Origin of the sequence: Deinococcus budaensis (assembly GCF_014201885.1) — a bacterium.
Taxonomy (GTDB): Bacteria; Deinococcota; Deinococci; order Deinococcales; family Deinococcaceae; genus Deinococcus; species Deinococcus budaensis.
On sequence record NZ_JACHFN010000007.1, the window covers coordinates 145,220 to 162,235 of the forward strand.

Genomic DNA, 17,016 nt, shown 5'->3' on the forward strand with positions numbered 1-17,016 from the left:
GCACCCGGAGTGACCGCCCGTTGAAGGCGCCAGTAGGGAGAAACCCCGTACTCTGGGAGACGAAGCGCCGGGCACTCCCGCCCGTTGCCCCGTTTCGGTGTCCAGACATGGACGTCTGGTCAGGAACGTGGACGGGTCCGGGAGGCACCGTCCGGTGGGGAGGTGGAAGGTGCGGCAGGAGGTGACCCTGGGTATAGGCCGGGCGCTGCGGGCCGTGACGTCCCGGCGGGCGGGGGTGGCTGTAGGACTGTGGGGCGAGCCGGGCATCGGCAAGAGCCACGCGGCAGCCGAACTCCTGCGCGAGCTGCCTTGCGCCCACCGCAGCCTGCGCGCCATTTGCCCCCTGCCGGGCGTCGTGGCGGCCCTGCCCCACCCCCACCGGCTCCCCGGGTGGGCCGGGCGTTCGCTCGAACGGCTGCTGGCAGGCGAGTCCGCCGACCCGGCCCTGGTGGTCGACACCCTGGTCGCCATCCTGACCGGGTCGGCGCCCGTCGTCCTGCACCTGGACGATCTGCACGAGGCGTCTCCCGAACGCGCGGCGCTCGTCGTGGCCCTTGCCGGGGCCGTGACGCGTTCCCGTGGGGTGGGGCTGCTGGTCGGAAGCCGCCAGGCGCTGCCCGAGCCTTTCGTGGTCTACCGCCTGCCGCCCCTGGGCCGGGAGGAGTCGGCCCACCTGCTGGAGGGGCAGGCCCACGGACGCCTGCCGCCGGAGGGCCTGGCGTGGGTCTACGCCCGTGCCCGGGGCAACCCACTGTTCACGCTGGAGTTCTGGCGGTACCTGACGCGCCAGGGGCACTTCTGGTCGGACGGGCGGCGCTGGCACTGGCGCGCGCCGCCCGGCGACACCACCCCTGCCAGCGTGGACGCCATCGTCGCGCAGACCCTGGCGGACCTCGGGGAGGGCGTGGTGCGGGAGGCGCTGCGTGTCCGGGCCGTGCTGGGCGAAGCTGGTGACGACGGGGCGCTGTGGGGCCGGGTGGCGGGCCTGACCCCCACCGAACTCGCGCGCGTCCGGGCGCGGCTTCAAGCCCACGGCCTCCTTCAGGACACCCACTTCGCCCATCCGCTGTTCGGGGAGGTGGCGCGGGCGCAGACCCCCCCGCAGGTGCGGCGAGAGATCGCCCGCCGCGCCGTCCGGGAGCTGAAGGACGACCCCGGACGCGCGGCCGGGTTCGCCGAGGCAGCAGAGCTGGAGACGGCGCAGGTTCGCCCGCTGCTGGAGGCGGCCCGCCGACAGGCCGAGGCCCGGGGGGACCGGGCAGGCGCCGCACGCTGGCTTGTCCGGTTGCTGGCTTACCTGGAGACCCCCGAGCGGATGAGGGTGGCGTTGCAGGCCGCGCGCGACCTGCTGCTCTTCGACCTCGGGCAGGCCGACACCCTCTCGGGCATCGCCGCGTCCGCAACGCCGCCCGACCCGCAGGCCCTGATCTTCCGGGCGGAGGTGCTCGCCCGCCTGGGGCAGACCGGGGACGCCGAGGCGCTGCTGAACAAAGTGCCCGACGCGCCCGGGGTGGCCGAGGCGCGCTGGCGGACCCTGATCTTCGTCCGGCACCTGCGCGGCCGCCGGGGGGACCTGCTCGCGCTGTACGCGGCGCATCCCGAGTTCCACGCCGCAGCCGATACCTTTACCCTCTCGCACGTCTGCTTCGCCCTGAGCAGCCTGGGCCGGGCAGCCGAGGCCGAGCCTCTCGTGGAGCGGCTGCTGGCCCGCGAGCACGAGGGGGCGCGCGAGCGCAACGTCGCCTGGAATCTACGGGGCATCACCTCCACCCGGCAGGGGCGACTGGAGGAGGGGGCCGCCGCCTTCAGGCAGGCGCTGCGGTACGCCCGGGGCGACGGCAGCCCCGGGGTGATTGCCCAGGCGCTGAGAAACCACGCCCTCGCCTGCCGCAGGCTCGGTCAGCTGGAAGAGGCCCGCAAGAGCCTGCGCGAGGCCCTCGACCACAGCGCCCAGGCCGGGAATCTGCGTTTCTATACCCAGGTGCAAGACAGCCTGGCCCGCCTGCTGGTGGACGAGGGTCAGTGGCGCGAGGCCGAGGCGCGCTTCGAGGGAAGCGGGGCGGTCTACGCGCGGCACGACCTTCTCTCGCCGCGCTGCGAGAACCACCTCGACCTCGCCTCGCTGTACCTCGACTGGCAGCCCGCCGCGGGGCCGCCGCTGGCCCGGCGGCACGCCCAGGCGGGCCTGACCCTGGCCCGCGAGATCGGCGCCCCGAACCTGCTGGCCTGGGGGCTGACCTGCGCTGCCCGCGCCGAGGCGTGGAACCGCGACGCCGCAGGGGCGCTGGCCCTGGCCGAGGAGTGCCGGGCCCTCGCCGGGCAGCACCCGGACGAGACGGCGCGGAGCTGGTACGGTCTGGGCGCGGCCCTGGAGGCGGCCGGGCGGACCGGGGAGGCCTGCCGGGCCTACCTCACCGCGTCGGAGGTGTATGCCCAGGAGGGCGACGCCGCGCTCGCCCAGCGCAGTGGGCTGGAGGCCGACCGCTTGCGGGATGACGGGGAGGCGGCCCGCCCTCGCCACGCCTGGTTCCGGGCGCGGGGCCTGCTGGGGGGCGCCCGGCTGGCCGAACGGTATTTCCCCGCGCTGACGCAGGAGGAGACGGCCCCGGGTCACCCTGCTCCCCGCCTCCTGCTGCGGGTTTTGGGAAGGCCGGCTCTGGAGCAAGGCGGCCAGCCCGTCGCGGGGCGCGGCAGAAAGCGCCTGGAGCTGCTCTGTTACCTGCTGGAAGCCCGGCTGAGCGGCCAGGCCGAGGTCAGGGTGCTCCATCTCCTCGACGCCTTTTACCCCCATGAGGCCGAAGTGCAGGCCAAGCTCACCCTGCGCCAGCACATCTACCTGATCCGGGGCCAGCTCGGCGCGGACAGCGTGTGCAGCACCCCCGGCGGCTACCGGCTGGGCGACGACGTGACCTCGGACGCGGAAGGCTTCCTGGCGAGCGGCGACGCGGCCCTGTGGCGCGGGCCGTACCTGGAGGGACTCGGCGAGGGCTGGCACCCGCAGGCCCGCGAGGCGCTGACGCTGGCCCTGCGCGCCGGGGTGGAGCGCCGGGCGGGCACGGACGCGCGGGAGGCGGCGCGGCTGGGGGCCATCCTGCTGGAGATGGAACCTTACGACCCGGCGGCGCTGCGGCTGACCCTGGAGGCCCTGCGCGGGAGCGGGCAGCCCCGCGCGGCCACGGCGCTCTACGCCCGGCAGCGCACAGAGTGGGCCGAGATCGGCCTGACGCTTCCCCCCACGCCGGAGGCGTTCCTGACGGCCCCCCCGTGACCAGCCCGACCTCCCGCTAGGCCGGAGTCGCCCCGCCCGGCTCCCGGCGCTGCTCCAGCTCCCAGTAGGAGCGGACCTTCTCGTCAAGGTAGGTCAGGTGCCCTTCCAGCTCGGCGAGGCGGGCCATCAGGTCCTGACGGTGTGCCGCCAGCAGCTCATAGCGCGCCCCGAAGCTGGCCTGCCCCTCGCGTTCCAGGGCCACGAAGGCGCGCATCTGCTCTATGGGCATCCCGGTGCGGCGCAGCATGGTCAGGAAGCGCACCCGGCCCAGGTCGCCGTGTAGAAGCGGTGGCCGCTGCTCGACCGTCCCGGTGGGGTCAGCAGCCCGGCCCGCTCGTGGGAGCGCAGGGGATGGACCGTGACGCCGCTGTGCCGCGCGGCACAGCAAAAGGCGTGCGCTCAGGCAGGATCGGGCCATCCTCGCGGCCCGCCCCGACCAGGTTGCCCCTCTGCGCGGGGCGCGGAGGCGGGGGTTGCAAAATGAAACATCGGCTTGTTCGGCACCGCCGCCGGGAGCATCCGCACGCAGGCCCGGGAAGCCGCGCGCGGCGCCGGTCAATGGCCGCGCGCAAGGCTGGCAGGCCCAGCGGGCCGTACCCGTGGGTGGGCGATGCATGGGCAGCGCCTGGAGCGCGGCCATGTACGCCTGGTGCCGCACACTCTCGGGCGCGGGCAGCGGGACGTAGGCCAGGTCGGGGGGCGGGCCGGGTAATCCGCCAGAGGTCGGCGCGGCCCTGAAGGGCAGGCTCAGCGCGCCGGCTCCCGGGGGCAGGGCCGGGGTGCCGCGCGCCCCTTGCCGGGTGACCAGAAACCTGTCGTCGCGCAGACTCGGTGTAGGCGGCCGTGACGGTCGTGCGGCTGACCCCCAGCGCGGCGGCCAGCTCCCGCTCGCCGGGCAGCCGGGTTTCTAGCGGCAGCCGCCCGCCGAGGATGGATTGACGCGGCGCCGCCAGGTCCCGGCACGCGGGGCCACCGGCAGACCACTGCCCCAGCACACCCCGCAGCGTCACCACATTCAGCCCGCGCGTCATAGGCCCCTTTACCTCAACTGGCTATGGAAGAGGGGGCCGGTTCCGAAGACGCTGGGCGGCATGAACACGCGACCGCTTACCCGGCTCAGCGTGAGCGGCCCTCCGTCCGGCCTCGTGTCCCCTCCTCCTTGATCGAGTTTTGATCGGCCTCTCACGACACTGCGTCCCGGGGTGAGGCAGTGCGCCCCACAGGTGAAGGAGTCGGCATGGGTCCCTGAGCACACGGCCGGCAAGAAACGGCGAGGAGAAGCAGAGCCATTCGGAGCGGCCCGGCCACGCGGCAGACAGCGGCGCGGCTGGAGCCTGCGACCTGCCGGGTTTCCGGCGAAGGAAGGCGAGATGAACAAGCACGTCACACCCGCACACTCCCTGCTGGCCGGGGCGCTTCTCGGCCCGCTGCTGCTCGCCGCCTGTGCGGGCCAACCCGCCCCCACAGTCCCCACCCCGGGCGGGGAAACCCGGCAGCTTCAGCTGCGCGGCAAGACCGTCACCGTGGACGTGGTGGGAGAGTACGCCACCGTCGAGGGCGACATCCTCGTGGGCAAGCTGGCGGACCTGGAGCGGGGCAAGCTCAGCCCGCAGAGCGTCTTCCGGGACGCGCCGCAGGACTACCGCTGGCCGGGGGGCGTCATTCCCTTCGCCTTCGGGGCGAGCGTCACTGCCCGGGGGCGGGAGAACGCCCTGACTGCGATGCGCGCCTGGGAGGCCGTCACGCCGATCCGCTTCGTGGCGCGCTCGTCGGAGGCCGACTTCATCAACTTCCAGGCGGGCACCCAGGCCGGCTGGTGCTTCTCCTCCATCGGGCGGCAGGGCGGGGAACAGGCGGTGCTACTGACCTCCTCGGGCGACTGCTCGGCGGCGACGCTGACGCACGAACTCGGGCACACCATCGGCCTGTGGCACGAGCAGACGCGCGAGGACCGCAGCCAGCACATCAATATCCAGTGGGCGAACCTCCGGGACGGGCTGTGCCGCAGCGCCTTCGAGGAAAAGCACATCAGCGACGGGCTGGACATTGGCGCCTACGACCTGAACTCCTTGATGCACTACGACCGCTTCGGGTGCAGCGTGAACGGCAACCCCGTGTACGACTCGATTCCGGCGGGCCTGCCCATGAACGGTGGCGAGAGCATCAGCCCGCTCGACCGCGCAGCGGTGGACTGGCTGCACCTGAGGAATTGGATCGTCTCCGACGGCGGGGCGAGGATGTGGCGCAACTTCGGCGGGTCATCCCACCAGGCTGCCGACCTCGCCACCGGGGACTTCAACGGGGACGGACGCACGGACCTCTTCACGGTGGACACCAGCCGCTGCATGTGGTTCGTGGCTCTCTCGCAAGGCACCGTCGCCGCCCCCTGGACCACCCTGAACAGCGGGGTCTGCCAGGGGCTTGACCGCCTGGTCCTGGGGGACTTCGACGGGGACCGCCGGACCGACGTGTTCATCGCGGCCGGGGGGACGTGGTACCTCTCGCGCGGCGGGGTGGAGGGCTGGACCGAATGGAACACCTCCCGCGTGGACCCCTGGCAGCTCTCGTTCGGAGATTTCGACGGGGACGGACGCACGGACGTATTCAACGCGACCGGGAAGGTCTGGAACGTCTCCTATGGCGGCTCGACGGGGTGGCAGCGCCTGAACACCTCGGCGGTCAAGGCGCCCAACCTGGTCTTTCGGGACTTCGACGGCGACGGACGCACCGACGTGTTCCGCACGACCAATGGGACGTGGTGGGTGTCGTACGGCGGCACCGAACCCTGGGCCGAGCTGAACACCTCCAGCGCCCCCCTGAGCGCCCTGAAGTTCGGGGACTTCGACGGCGACCGCCGCACCGACATCTACCGCACGGACGCGCGGTGGGGCTGGGTGGTCTCGTCCGGCGGGAGCGGCCCCTGGACCCCCCTGCCCGACTTCCTGCGAATGCCGCCCTTCACCGCCCCGCCCAGCGGTTTCGTCTTCGGCGACTTCGACGGCGACGGGCGGCGCGACGTGCTGGGCACGCTTCGGTAAACCCTTCCTCCACGACCAAAGGAGTTCGCATGTCCGGACTGTTCCTCCTGCCGCTGCTCGCCGCCCCGCTGCTCTTCGCCGCGCACATTCAGGCGGACCGGCTCGTCCGGCCCCGGCGCACCGCCGCGCCCCACACACCCGCCCGACTGGGCATCGCCCACTGGGAGGACGTGAGCTTCACCACCGGGGACGGGCTGACCCTGCGCGGCTGGTTCGTCCCGCCCCGTCCGGACTCGGGCGGCGCGGCCGTCGTGTGCGCGCACGGCACCGCCGGGCACCGGGGACACCTGCTGGCCCACGCGGCGGCCCTGCACGCCGAGGGCTACGGGGCGCTGCTCTTCGACCTGCGTGCCCACGGCGAGTCGGACGGAAGCGTCAGCGGCGTGGGCTTGCATGAGCACCGCGACGTGCTCGCCGCGCTCGAATACGTGCGCTCGCGCCCCGACGTGGACGCGCGGCGGGTCGCGTTGCTGGGACACTCGATGGGCGGCGCCGCCGTGCTGCGGGCCGCCGCGCGCACGCCCCACGCGCGGGCGGTGGTGTCCATCGCCAGCGCGGCGAGTCTCGCGGAGAATGTGGCCTCGGGCGTCCGGGCCTTCACGCATCTGCCCGCCTTTCCACTCGCGCCGCTGGTCGTGTGGGTGGCCGAGCGGCGGACCCGGGGCCGGATGCGCGACATGCGGCCCGTGGCAGACGCGGCGAGGCTGCGAGATCAGCCCCTGCTGCTGATCCACGGGGACGCCGACCGGGTGGTGGGCATCGAGAACGGGCGGCGGCTGCGGGAAGCCCACGGAAGCGCGCAGCTGCTGGAGATTGCGGGCGCGGGTCACCTGGGCGTGATCGGCCCGCGGCACCTGGCCCGGTACCATGGGGCAATGCTGGGCTTCCTGCGCCTGCATCTGCGGTCAGGGACAACCGCTGCTGCTGCTGCGGCTGGGACGCCGACCTTTGAACACGGGCCGCCCAGAGGCGCACCTGAACAGGCCGAGCAGGAGACGGTCCACACCTGACCCCCGTGATGAAGGCCGCCGCTCGTGATGGCCAGCGGCGGTCCGTTTCGTCGGGGAAGGATGGGCTGACCTGGACCCTCTCGCCTGGACCCTCTCGTCGCCCCCCCGACGCCCCGCTCAGGGCCTCCAGCGCGCTAGGCAGGGGGACACCGGTGGGATCAACCCCTGGTGATGGTGGGCCGTCATGAACACGGAGCCGTGCTGGGCGTCTTCGTCCAGAAAGACCACGGCACCGAGGTCGCCCGATCGTTTTTCGCTCGTCTGCGGCGAGTCGCCCTTCTTCTGCCTCCCAGCCTGCGGCCCGCTGTGCCACCCGGCTGGCACCGCAGACAGGGGCCAGGTCACCCCTCCTTCCGACTTGGACCGCCTTTTCTCCAGCGTCCAGGGCAGGACGGTTCCCGACTGGTCGCCCCCCGCCAGTGGTGGACGGGGCTTCCTCGCCGCCTAGTGCCCGGCCAGCGGCGGCCACGACCAAGGGCGAGACCACCAGCACGTCCGTGACGCCCGGCCCGGCTCGGGGGGCCGCCCACCGGAAACTGTGGCGACGGCTGCGGAGGTGGGCTTCAGTACCTCGTCAGGCCCGCCAGCCCGCCGTACTCCCGGACCAGCCGCTCGGCGTGCTCCCCCTGGACCCGGCGCACGTCCAGGCCGTAGAGCGACTGAAGCTGCGGCAGGACTTCTTCCAGCGTGACCCGCTCCATCAGGGAGCCGTCGAGGGGGCTTTCTTGCACGTCCTTGCGGGCCGTGAAGTAGGGCACCTCCGGGTTGTGGCTGCGGTAAATGTGAAGCTGGGAGCCGTCCTCGGGGATGACGAGCTGGTAGACGCGGCCCTGCTGCACCATCTCCAGTACCCGTTCCATCTCCATGACCCCCTGCTCCTGAAGCTGCGCCATCAAGCGGGCCTGCTGCGCCTGGCCGAAGTCCTCCAGCAGCGGCCTCAGCCGGTCCAGCAGCATCTGGTCCGGGGCCATCCCGGTGCCGACCTCCACGTTCGTCTCGCCGATCACCTCGAAGGAGGCGGCCTGCGGAATCTCGGCGCGGAACTCGGCCAGACGCGAGACGGGGCCGACCAGGATCAGGTGCTCCAGGCCCTGCTCCTTGAGTTCCCGGGACAGCTCCTGCGCCATGTCGTTGTAAAAGCGCTGTTGCAGGGCGTCGAGGTGACGCTGGAAAAACTCCACGCCGCTGTCGCTGCGCGGTCCAGTCCCCTGCACGCCAAAGCCGCTGCCGTCCTGGGCGCGGGCCGCCCCCTGGGCACCCGGCACGGCGGTGGTGGCGGCCGTGAGGTCGTCGCGGTCCACGTTGTCCAGCTCGGTGTGGCGCTCGCGGCGCAGTTCGGTCAGCTCACCCTGTTCCAGCACGAACAGCCGCGCCCAGTCGCGGTCCACGGCCAGCACGCCCATCCGGGGCACGGCCTCGGTGACCGCCCGGACAAGGGCAGGGAGCGGGTGGCCGAAGTGGAAGCGCTCGGGAAGGTCGAGCTGCACGTCGAAGCGCTCGTCGATTCCTTCGCCCAGCACGTACACGGCGCTTTTGCCACGGGCCTCCCGGGCGCGGGGCAGGTCGTCGAGGAGGCGCCCGGCCAGGGTGGGCGGCACGCCGAGGTCGTTCAGGGCGCTCTTGACCCGGGTGGTCAGGGCGTCGCCGTGGTTGTCCTGATCGGCCGGGTTGACGTGCACCACGGCCATCAGCACGGACTGGCCCCTGGGCAGGGACGCGAGGCGGTCAAGGTCCTGGGGGGTGATCATGTCGTCTCCTTCGTGAAGGGGCAACGCCGATCGGGTGAGGGCGAGCCTCCATCATAAGGGCAGACCGGCCGAACCCGCGCCGCGCGGTGAGGGCCGCTCCGGCGGGGAACGGCCGCACCACCCAGTCCCCGCCGATTCGCAGGGCGCAGCGAGGCGGAGCCGCCCCTCACCAATCCGTTCTCATGCTGGAACCGGACAGGGTGGGCCGCCTAGCCGCAGTCGGCGACCCTGCGCTAGCCGAGATGTGAACATCATGTGAGACTGGAAGCCTGACAGATCCATGACATCCCGGGCCGCCGCCCGGGGCATGGGGCCACCGCCTGCCCGCCGAGGCGGTCGCTCAACGGCACGGTGCCACGCGGTCTGAAGTGGAGCTGACACGACGAAAACGGGGGTTCAGGCCAGGTGGAGGACGCCGGACCACCGGGCGCAAGGGCGCCTCCGGATGCCCTGGCGGCCGGAGCGGTTCTGCCGCCCTGACCCCGCGCAGGGTGAACGGTCACCCACCTGAGGCCGCAACGGGGCACCTCCCCCGGAACGCGGGCGCCGCCGCCGGGCACGCGGTTTGGCGGCGTCGGTGGTGGACCGGGTGGGGCTTGGACAACCTCCCCAGCTGTGATGGAGATGTGACCGAGTGTAAGAAAGATGTGAAATCGGACCTTCTACGCTCTGTTCATTCGTTGGACGTGAAACGAATAACCGCTGTCGCCGCTTCCGGACCTCCAGGCCCCGCTGCGGACCACCCCCAGACCGTCTGGCGGTGCGGCGGCTCAGGCATGGCGCGCGGTCTGCCCAGCCGTGGCCCTCCGGGGGGCAGGGGCAGGGCGGCGACCGACCTTCCCGCCTGCGGGCCGCAGACCGTTCCCGCAGCTCCCCTTCCCCCCTCTCCCCCCCCCCTTCCGAGGTACAGCCGTGGCCCGCATTCTGATTGTGGACGATTCTCCCGCCGACCTGAAACTGATGGAAAGTGTGCTTCAGACGACGCCCCACACGGTCGTGACCCTGAACGACCCGGCCCGCGTGGAGGAGGTGGTGGCCCGCGAGCGCCCCGACCTGCTGCTGCTCGACGTGGTGATGCCCGGCCGCAACGGCTACGAGGTGATGCGCGGACTGCGCCGCGGCGCCCCAGGCAACCTGAAGGTGATTCTGGTGTCCAGCAAGGGCAACGACAGCGACGTGAAATGGGGCCTGCGCCAGGGCGCCGACGACTACCTGGTCAAGCCCTACACCCCGGATCAGGCGCTGGGCGCCGTGGCCCGGCAGATCGGGTAAGGCCCGTGCCGCGCGCCCTGGTGTTCCGGATCGGCACGCAGCGACTGGCGCTGCCCGAAGGCGGAAAACGCGAGGTTCTGGAACGCGGACCGGCGCTGCCCCTGCCGCACGGCGCCGGGCTGCTGCTGGGCCTGACGGCGCTGCAAGGGCGCGCGGTGCCGCTGCTCGACCTCGCTGGCCTGCTGGGGCTTCCGGCGCCCGGGGGCACCCTCACGCTGCTGGTGGACCTGGCGGCGGACCGGGCCGCCGACCGGGCGGACGAGGCGGTCGCCTGGCCGGTAGACGCGGTCGAGGGGCTTCAGGACCTCTCCCCCGAGGCGGGCCACCCACCCGGCGCGGGCGAAGCGGCGACCGAACCGCGCCTGCTGGACCTCCCGGCGCTGCTCGAGCAGGTACGCGGCGCGCTTCAGCCCCAGCCCTAGCCTTGCTTGACCCTCACCCCCCAGAGGCGCCGCCGGCCTGACCGACAGGCAGGGCCGCAGGCCGCGCCGCTTTTTTTTCCCAGGAGTATGTCATGCCTATTTTTCCCCGTTTGCCCCGGCGCCTTTCGCCCCCGCGCCTCCCCGTGCCCCGCGCCGCGACCCCGGCCGCCGGCTCCCCGACCTCACGCGGCGCCCGGCTGGCCCTGAGCGCGGCGCTGCTGGCGGGCCTGAGCGCCGCCGGGGCGCAGAGCACGCCGCGCGCCGCACCGATCAAGATCGGCATGAGCGCGGCCTTTACCGGGGCCTCGGCTGGTCTGGGCACCGAGTACTACCGGGGAGCCAAGGCCTATTTCGACGAGGTGAACGCCGGGGGCGGGGTGGGCGGCCGCCGCCTGCAACTCGTCGCCCTCGACGACGCCTACCAGCCCACCCAGGCAGTGACCAACACCGTCCAGTTGATCGAGCGCGAAAAGGTCTTCGCGCTGTTCAACTACGTGGGCACGCCCACCCTGACGGCCGCCCTGCCGGTCCTCAAGTCGCTGGGCACCCAGCAGATCAGCCTGATCGGCAACCTGACCGGGGCGCAGGTTCAGCGGACGCTGCCCTACAGCAGCGACGTCTTTAACATCCGGCCCTCCTACCGCGAGGAGATGGAGGCCCAGGTCGAGCAGCTGTGGGCCGCCGGGTTCCGCAAGTTCGGGGTGTTCTACCAGCTCGACGCCTACGGCCGCAGCGGGACCGACGCGGTGGCGCGCGCCCTTGCCAAACGCGGGGCGCGCATCACGGCGGAAGCCACCTACCGGCGCGGGGCGACCGCCGACGCGGACATGGGCGCGGCCATGCGCCACCTGCGTGAGGCCGACGTGGAGGTCGTGCTGTGCACCGGGGCCTACCAGGGCGTGGCGGCCTTTATCCGCAGCGCGCGCGACGCGAGCTGGGGCGTGCCCATCACCAACCTGTCGTTCGTGAGCGCCGACAACCTGCTGGAGCTGCTCCAGGCCAGCGGGCGCCAGCGTGGGCGCGACTACACCCAGGCGCTGTTCAACACCCAGGTCGTGCCGTCCTACGCCGACACCCGGTACGCGGGCGTGCGCGAGTACCGCCAGCTGATGGACAAGTGGAAACCCCAGCTGCCAGCCACGCTGCGCGACAAGACCTACAAACCGGCCGCCTACAGCTTCGTGGGTCTGGAGGGCTTCCTGAACGCCAAGGTCATCGTTCACGCGCTGCGGGCCAGCGGCAGCCCCCTCACCCAGGCCCGGTTCCGCAGCGCGCTGGAGCGCACCTCGAAGCTCGACCTGGGCCTGGCCGAGCCGGTGTCGTTCAGCCGGGACCGGCACCAGGGGCTGCAACAGGTCTACCTGACGGCGGTCAAGGGCGGGCGCTGGGTCACCGTGGACCGCTGGAACGCCGCGCCGTAACGGCCCTGCCGGGGGGCCGCTTTCGCCCCGGAACCGCCCCGCCCCTTCCCGCTTTTCCCTCCCCCTGGAGAGTCCCCCCATGTCCAATCCCACGATCAGCCCCACGGCCAGCACTGCCGAGTCCGGCAGCCTCGCTCCCCGTTCCCCCGGCATCCGCCGCCTCACCGCGCGGCTGGGGCAGGGCCGCTTCTTCGGCCTGCAACGCCGCGTCACGCTGTACCTCTCCGGCCTCATCGTCGTCCTGACCGCCACCGGCATCGCCGTGTCGGTCAGCGGCCTGCGCGACTCGCTGAGCACCGAGTACCGCACCAAGGGCGAGGCGATCGCCCAGTCGCTGGTGAGCGTCACGCCCAACTACCTGGCGACGCAGGACGTGAGCCAGCTTCAGAGCCTGATCGACGACTACGCGCAGGTGGCGGGCGTGGCCTACGTCGTGGTGCTGGACAACCAGGACCGGCCCATCGCCCACACCTTCGCACCCTTCATCCCGGCCGAGCTGCTGAACGAGGAAGAGGGCGGAAGCCACGCCGACAACGCCGAGCAGCGCCTGAGCTACCAGGACCCCGAGACGGGCCGGGTGCGCAACGTGCTGAGCATCGACCGCTCGGTGTCGGGCGGGCAGCTCGGCGAGGTGCTGGTGGGCATGGACCTGGGCGTGATCGCCGCGCAGCAGCGCCGCGCCACCCTGCTGCTCGCCGGAGCCTTGCTGCTGGCGGGCGCGCTGGCCCTGGTCGGCGGCATCGTGTTCACCCGGCGCCTGGTGCGCCCGATTCAGAAGCTGGCCTCGCTCTCGGGGCGGGTGGCGCAGGGCGACCTCAGCCAGCGCGCGGGGCTGCGCTCCAACGACGAGATCGGCCTGCTCGCCACCTCCTTTGACAGCGCCATCGACCAGCTTCAGCACAACGAGGCGAAAAACGAGCAGGAGCGCGCGGAGGCCCAGAAGCTTCAGCAGAACATCGGGGAATTTCTCGACGTGACCATGAACATCGCCGAGGGGGACCTGACCCAGCGCGGCCGGGTGACCGAGGACGTGCTGGGCAACGTGGTGGACTCCATCAACCTGATGGTGGACGAACTCGCGCAGGTGTTGCGCGAGGTGCAGCAGGCCGCCGCGTCGGTGAGCAGCGGCAGCGTGTCGATGCTGGGCACCACCGAACAGATCGCCCAGGGCGCGCAGACCACCCTGGCGGCGACCCGGCAGGTGAGCGCGCAGGTGGGCGAGGTGACGGGCGGGATTCGCGCCGCCGCCCGCAGCGCCGAGGAAAGCGCCCAGGCGGCCCGGCAGGCGCTCGCGGCCTCCGAGCAGGGGCAGCAGGCGGTGCTCGAAACCCTGGACGGCATGCAGAACATCCGCCGCGAGGTGCAGGGGGTCGCGCGGCGCATCAAGACGCTGGGCGAGCGCTCGCTGGAGATTCAGGAGATCGTGGACACCATCTCGCGCCTTTCCTCGCAGACCAACCTGCTGGCGCTCAACGCGGCCATCGAGGCCGCCGGGGCGGGCGCGGCGGGCAGCCGCTTTGCCATCGTCGCCGACGAGGTGCGCAAGCTCGCGGACTCCTCGGCGCAGGCCACCGCGCGCATCTCGACGCTGATCAAGACCGTGCAGCTGGAGATTCAGGAGGTCGTCACCAGCGTCGAGGACGGCACCCGCGAGGTCGAGCAGGGCTACCGGGTGGCGGGCACGGCGGGCGAGCAGCTGCGCGAACTCGGGCGCCTGGCGCAGCAGTCGGCCGAACTTTCCGAGCGCATCCGCGCGGCGACCTCCGCCCAGGTGAGCCAGGTCGAGCAGGTGGGCGGCGCCGTGCAGGGCATCGAGCAGGTCGCGGCCCAGGCGGGCCAGGCCGTCAGCGAGGGCCGCTCCTCGGCCGAGCAGCTTCAGCGCCTCGCGCGGCAGCTCGACGAGAGCCTGACCCGCTTCCGCCTGCCCGTCTGAGCGGGTGGGGAAAGCCCGCACCGGGGGCGGGGCAAGCAGTCTGCCCCCTGGCCTGCGGCACCCCCCCCACCCCGTTTCCCGCCCGAAGAGGAGAGGCCCCGTGGACCCTGACCTGACCGAAACTTTTTTGCAAGACGCCGCCAGCGTGCTGGGCGCCCTGGAAGACGCGACCGTGCAGCTGTGGCTCGAAGAGGGCCGCCCCGGCGCGCTGCGCGACCTCGCGGTGCTCAGCCACCGCCTGCGCGGCACCGCCGCCCTGTACGGCCACCCGCAGACGGCGGCGCTGGCGGGCGTGCTGGAGCGGCTGCTCGAAGGCCGCGCGGGCTTCGGCGCCGAGGTGACCAGCGCGCTGGTGGGACTGCTGGAAACGGCGCAGCTGTGTCTGGCGGCGGCCCTGACCCGGCTGCGCGCGGGCCAGAGCGAGGGCGACGTGGGCCTGGACTTCTCGCGGCGGGGCGGCGCGGCCCAGCTCGGCGCGCTGCTGCGGGCCTACCCCCAGAGCTTTCGCCCGGTCGCGCCGGACGGGGAGGCGGAGGCGGCCTCCTCCGGCCCGGAAGCCTCCGTGCCCTTTGCCCAGACCCAGCCGGACCTGTGGGCCTTTTTCGCGCCGGAAGCCCGCGAGCTGATCGAGACCCTGCGCGGACAGCTCGCGGAGGACCAGCCGGACCTCAACGCGATGTTCCGCGCCGCGCACACCCTCAAGGGCAGCGCGGCGATGGTGGGCCTGGCCCCCCTGGGGCAGCTCGGGCACACCCTGGAAGACCTGCTGGGCCAGGTGCGCGAGGAGGCGCTGGCGCTGGCGCGCGCCGCGCCGCTGCTGGGCGCGGGCCTGGTGCTGGCCGAGCGGCTGCTTGACCAGGCCGAGGGGAGCAGCCCGGCGGCGGGCGCGGGCGCGCTGGACGGTGCCGCGCTGGACGCAACCCAGCTGGACGGGGCCGTCCTGGACAGGTACGCCGCGCAGGTTCAGGCGCTGCTCAGCGGGCAGCCGACCGGGGCGGGGGTGGGGGCAGGAGCAGGAGCAGGGGTGGGCGCGCCGGACGAGGCCGCCGCGCCGCTGGCCCGCCTGACCGTGCGGCTGGACGGCGAGCAGCTGGGCGCCTTGCAGCAGCACGTGGCGCGGCTGGTCACGGGCCGCGCCCGGCTGGGCACGCTGCTCACGCAGCAGCGCACCCTGGCCGAACAGCTGGATGAGGCGCACGCCCGCATCCAGCAGACCATCCGCGACTTCGAGGAACGGCACCTCAACCCCACCCTCGGCGCGGCGCCCGCTGCCGGACCGCAGGCGGCCGGGGACGGGGGCGGGGCGCCGGACCGGGCGCCGCGTTTTGCGGACTTCAGCGTGCTGGAACTCGACAGCTACAGCGACCTGAACGTGCTGGCGCGCTCGCTGACCGAACTCAGCGCCGACCTCAGCGAGATCCGCTCGCAGGGCCGCGCGCACCTGGCCCAGCTGGGCGACGAGCTGACCGGCCTGGAAAAAGTCACCCGCGCGCTGCGCGGCGACGTCAGCCGCGCCCGGCTGACCCGGCTGGGCCGCGCCACCGCCCCGCTGCACCGCTGGGTGCGCGAGCGCGGCGGCCTCAGGCTGCACGTGGAGGGCGAGGACCTGCAACTCGACGCCGCGACCGTGCCGCCGCTGGCGCAGGCGCTGCTGCACCTGGTCACCAACGCGGCCACCCACGGCCTGGAGCCGCAGGACGAGCGGACGGCGCTGGGCAAACCGGCCCTGGGCGCCGTCACGGTCACGGCGCGCGCCGAGGGCGGCCAGCTGACCGTGACCGTCCAAGACGACGGCCGGGGCCTGCCGCTGGCCGCGCTGCGCGAACGGGCGCTGGCCGCCGGGCACCTCAGCGCCGCCGAACTGGCCGGGCTGTCGGCGGCGCAAACGGCGCAGCTCGCCTTCCTGCCGGGCCTCAGCACCGCCCGGTCCCTGACCCGCGAGGCCGGGCGCGGCGTGGGCATGGACGCCGTTCGCAGCGCCGTGGAGGCGCTGGGCGGGGAGGTCCGCCTGGACACGCGGGCGGGGGCAGGCACCACCGTCACGCTGGCGCTGCCGCTCGCCCAGCAGATCGCCGACGTGCTGGTGGCCCGCGTGGGCGGGGTGCGGGTCGCGCTGCTGGTCAGCCAGGTGCAGGGCCTGCGCCCCCTGGAGGGGGACACTGCCGCTGCCGCCGGGGAAGGCGACCCCGCCGCACCCGGCGCCGTGGCCGATCTGCACGCCCTCTGGGGCGAGGTGCCCGGGCCGCGGCGCTCGGTTGCCCGCTTGAGCAGCGCGGGTGGCCCGGTGGACGTGATCGCCGACGAGTTCACCCAGCTGGAGGAGGTCGTGCTGCGCCCGGCGGGGCGCCTGCTCGCGCCGCTGGGTTACCTCGCGGGCACCGCCGTGGGCGCGGGCGGTCAGGCGCTGCCGGTGCTCAACCCCTCGGGGCTGCTGGCGGCCGCGCGCCGTCCGGCGGCGGGGGCGGCGCTGCGGGCCGCCGACCCCGCCCCCCGCGCCCAGCGGCGCATCCTGGTCGTGGACGACAGCCTCAGCGTGCGCAAGCACCTGGGGCGCATCCTGACGCGCGCGGGCTTCGAGGTGCTCGCGGCAGCGGACGGCCGCGAGGCGCTGGGCCGCCTGCTCACCGGCGCCGATCCGGTCGACGCGGTGCTGACCGATCTGGAAATGCCGCACGCCAACGGCTTCGAGGTGATCGAGGGCCTGCGCGGCCACGGCCCCACCGCCGCCCTGCCTATCGTGGTGATGACCACCCGCACCGGCGAGAAGCACCAGCGGCTGGCGCTGGCGCTGGGCGCCGACGACTATTTCGCCAAGCCCGCCGACGAGGGCCTGCTGCTGCGGCGCCTGGACGCCCTGCTCGCCCCGGCGGCCTCCCGCGCCCGCGCCGCACGGCCGAGGTGACC

General features: G+C 73.2%; 11 protein-coding genes and 1 pseudogene. 8 read left to right on the forward strand and 4 right to left on the reverse strand.

Going from position 1 to position 17,016, the window contains the following annotated elements; genetic code table 11:
* The first annotated feature begins 169 nt into the window (after positions 1 to 169).
* The gene (locus tag HNQ09_RS10880) at positions 170 to 3,268 is read left to right on the forward strand and encodes an ATP-binding protein (RefSeq protein WP_184029036.1); all 3,099 of its coding nucleotides are present in this window, start codon (positions 170 to 172) and stop codon (positions 3,266 to 3,268) included.
* Between the two features lie 16 nt (positions 3,269 to 3,284).
* Here HNQ09_RS10880 and HNQ09_RS19335 read toward each other — a convergent pair whose 3' ends face one another.
* The 3 genes and pseudogenes from HNQ09_RS19335 to HNQ09_RS10895 all read right to left on the reverse strand — a co-directional run bounded on the left by HNQ09_RS19335 (position 3,285) and on the right by HNQ09_RS10895 (position 4,299).
* Positions 3,285 to 3,530, reverse strand: a complete 246-nt coding sequence (locus HNQ09_RS19335; protein WP_380002824.1) for a MerR family DNA-binding protein — start codon at positions 3,528 to 3,530, stop codon at positions 3,285 to 3,287.
* Positions 3,518 to 3,637 (reverse strand): annotated as a pseudogene (locus HNQ09_RS19340) (helix-turn-helix domain-containing protein); the annotation flags it as partial. The gene HNQ09_RS19335 and the pseudogene HNQ09_RS19340, both read right to left, overlap by 13 nt.
* The gene (locus HNQ09_RS10895) at positions 3,586 to 4,299 is read right to left on the reverse strand and encodes a GntR family transcriptional regulator (RefSeq protein WP_184029040.1); all 714 of its coding nucleotides are present in this window, start codon (positions 4,297 to 4,299) and stop codon (positions 3,586 to 3,588) included. The gene HNQ09_RS10895 and the pseudogene HNQ09_RS19340, both read right to left, overlap by 52 nt.
* 339 nt (positions 4,300 to 4,638) lie before the next feature.
* Here HNQ09_RS10895 and HNQ09_RS10900 point away from each other — a divergent pair, with 339 nt between their 5' ends.
* Together HNQ09_RS10900 and HNQ09_RS10905 are read left to right on the forward strand one after the other, a co-directional pair.
* Positions 4,639 to 6,306 (forward strand): M12 family metallopeptidase, encoded by a 1,668-nt coding sequence (locus HNQ09_RS10900; RefSeq protein WP_184029042.1) that lies wholly within the window; start codon positions 4,639 to 4,641, stop codon positions 6,304 to 6,306.
* 29 nt (positions 6,307 to 6,335) lie between these two features.
* The gene (locus HNQ09_RS10905; RefSeq protein ID WP_184029044.1) at positions 6,336 to 7,316 is read left to right on the forward strand and encodes an alpha/beta hydrolase; all 981 of its coding nucleotides are present in this window, start codon (positions 6,336 to 6,338) and stop codon (positions 7,314 to 7,316) included.
* A 563-nt stretch (positions 7,317 to 7,879) separates the two neighbouring features.
* On the opposite strand, the gene HNQ09_RS10910 is transcribed toward HNQ09_RS10905, so the two are convergent.
* Complete coding sequence (locus HNQ09_RS10910; RefSeq protein ID WP_184029046.1) at positions 7,880 to 9,064, reverse strand: VLRF1 family aeRF1-type release factor; 1,185 nt, start codon at positions 9,062 to 9,064, stop codon at positions 7,880 to 7,882.
* 912 nt (positions 9,065 to 9,976) lie between these two features.
* Between HNQ09_RS10910 and HNQ09_RS10915 the strand changes: the two genes are divergently transcribed.
* From HNQ09_RS10915 to HNQ09_RS10935, 5 genes are all read left to right on the forward strand, one after another.
* Complete coding sequence (locus HNQ09_RS10915) at positions 9,977 to 10,336, forward strand: response regulator (protein WP_184029048.1); 360 nt, start codon at positions 9,977 to 9,979, stop codon at positions 10,334 to 10,336.
* A 5-nt stretch (positions 10,337 to 10,341) separates the two neighbouring features.
* The gene (locus HNQ09_RS10920; protein ID WP_184029051.1) at positions 10,342 to 10,758 is read left to right on the forward strand and encodes a chemotaxis protein CheW; all 417 of its coding nucleotides are present in this window, start codon (positions 10,342 to 10,344) and stop codon (positions 10,756 to 10,758) included.
* 92 nt (positions 10,759 to 10,850) lie between these two features.
* On the forward strand, positions 10,851 to 12,179 hold the full coding sequence (locus HNQ09_RS10925) for an ABC transporter substrate-binding protein (RefSeq protein ID WP_184029053.1): 1,329 nt from the start codon (positions 10,851 to 10,853) through the stop codon (positions 12,177 to 12,179).
* 79 nt (positions 12,180 to 12,258) lie between these two features.
* The gene (locus tag HNQ09_RS10930; RefSeq protein ID WP_184029055.1) at positions 12,259 to 14,112 is read left to right on the forward strand and encodes a methyl-accepting chemotaxis protein; all 1,854 of its coding nucleotides are present in this window, start codon (positions 12,259 to 12,261) and stop codon (positions 14,110 to 14,112) included.
* Between the two features lie 100 nt (positions 14,113 to 14,212).
* A complete protein-coding gene (locus tag HNQ09_RS10935) occupies positions 14,213 to 17,014 on the forward strand; it encodes a response regulator (protein ID WP_184029057.1) in 2,802 nt (933 codons plus the stop codon).
* Positions 17,015 to 17,016 lie beyond the last annotated feature (2 nt).

Excerpts from the sequence above, each read along its gene's own strand:
- HNQ09_RS10895 (WP_184029040.1), bottom strand. The coding sequence starts at position 4,299 with ATGACGCGCGGGCTGAATGTGGTGACGCTGCGGGGTGTGCTGGGGCAG.
- HNQ09_RS10900 (WP_184029042.1), top strand. The coding sequence starts at position 4,639 with ATGAACAAGCACGTCACACCCGCACACTCCCTGCTGGCCGGGGCGCTT.
- HNQ09_RS10905 (WP_184029044.1), top strand. The coding sequence starts at position 6,336 with ATGTCCGGACTGTTCCTCCTGCCGCTGCTCGCCGCCCCGCTGCTCTTC.
- HNQ09_RS10910 (WP_184029046.1), bottom strand. The coding sequence starts at position 9,064 with ATGATCACCCCCCAGGACCTTGACCGCCTCGCGTCCCTGCCCAGGGGC.
- HNQ09_RS10925 (WP_184029053.1), top strand. The coding sequence starts at position 10,851 with ATGCCTATTTTTCCCCGTTTGCCCCGGCGCCTTTCGCCCCCGCGCCTC.
- HNQ09_RS10930 (WP_184029055.1), top strand. The coding sequence starts at position 12,259 with ATGTCCAATCCCACGATCAGCCCCACGGCCAGCACTGCCGAGTCCGGC.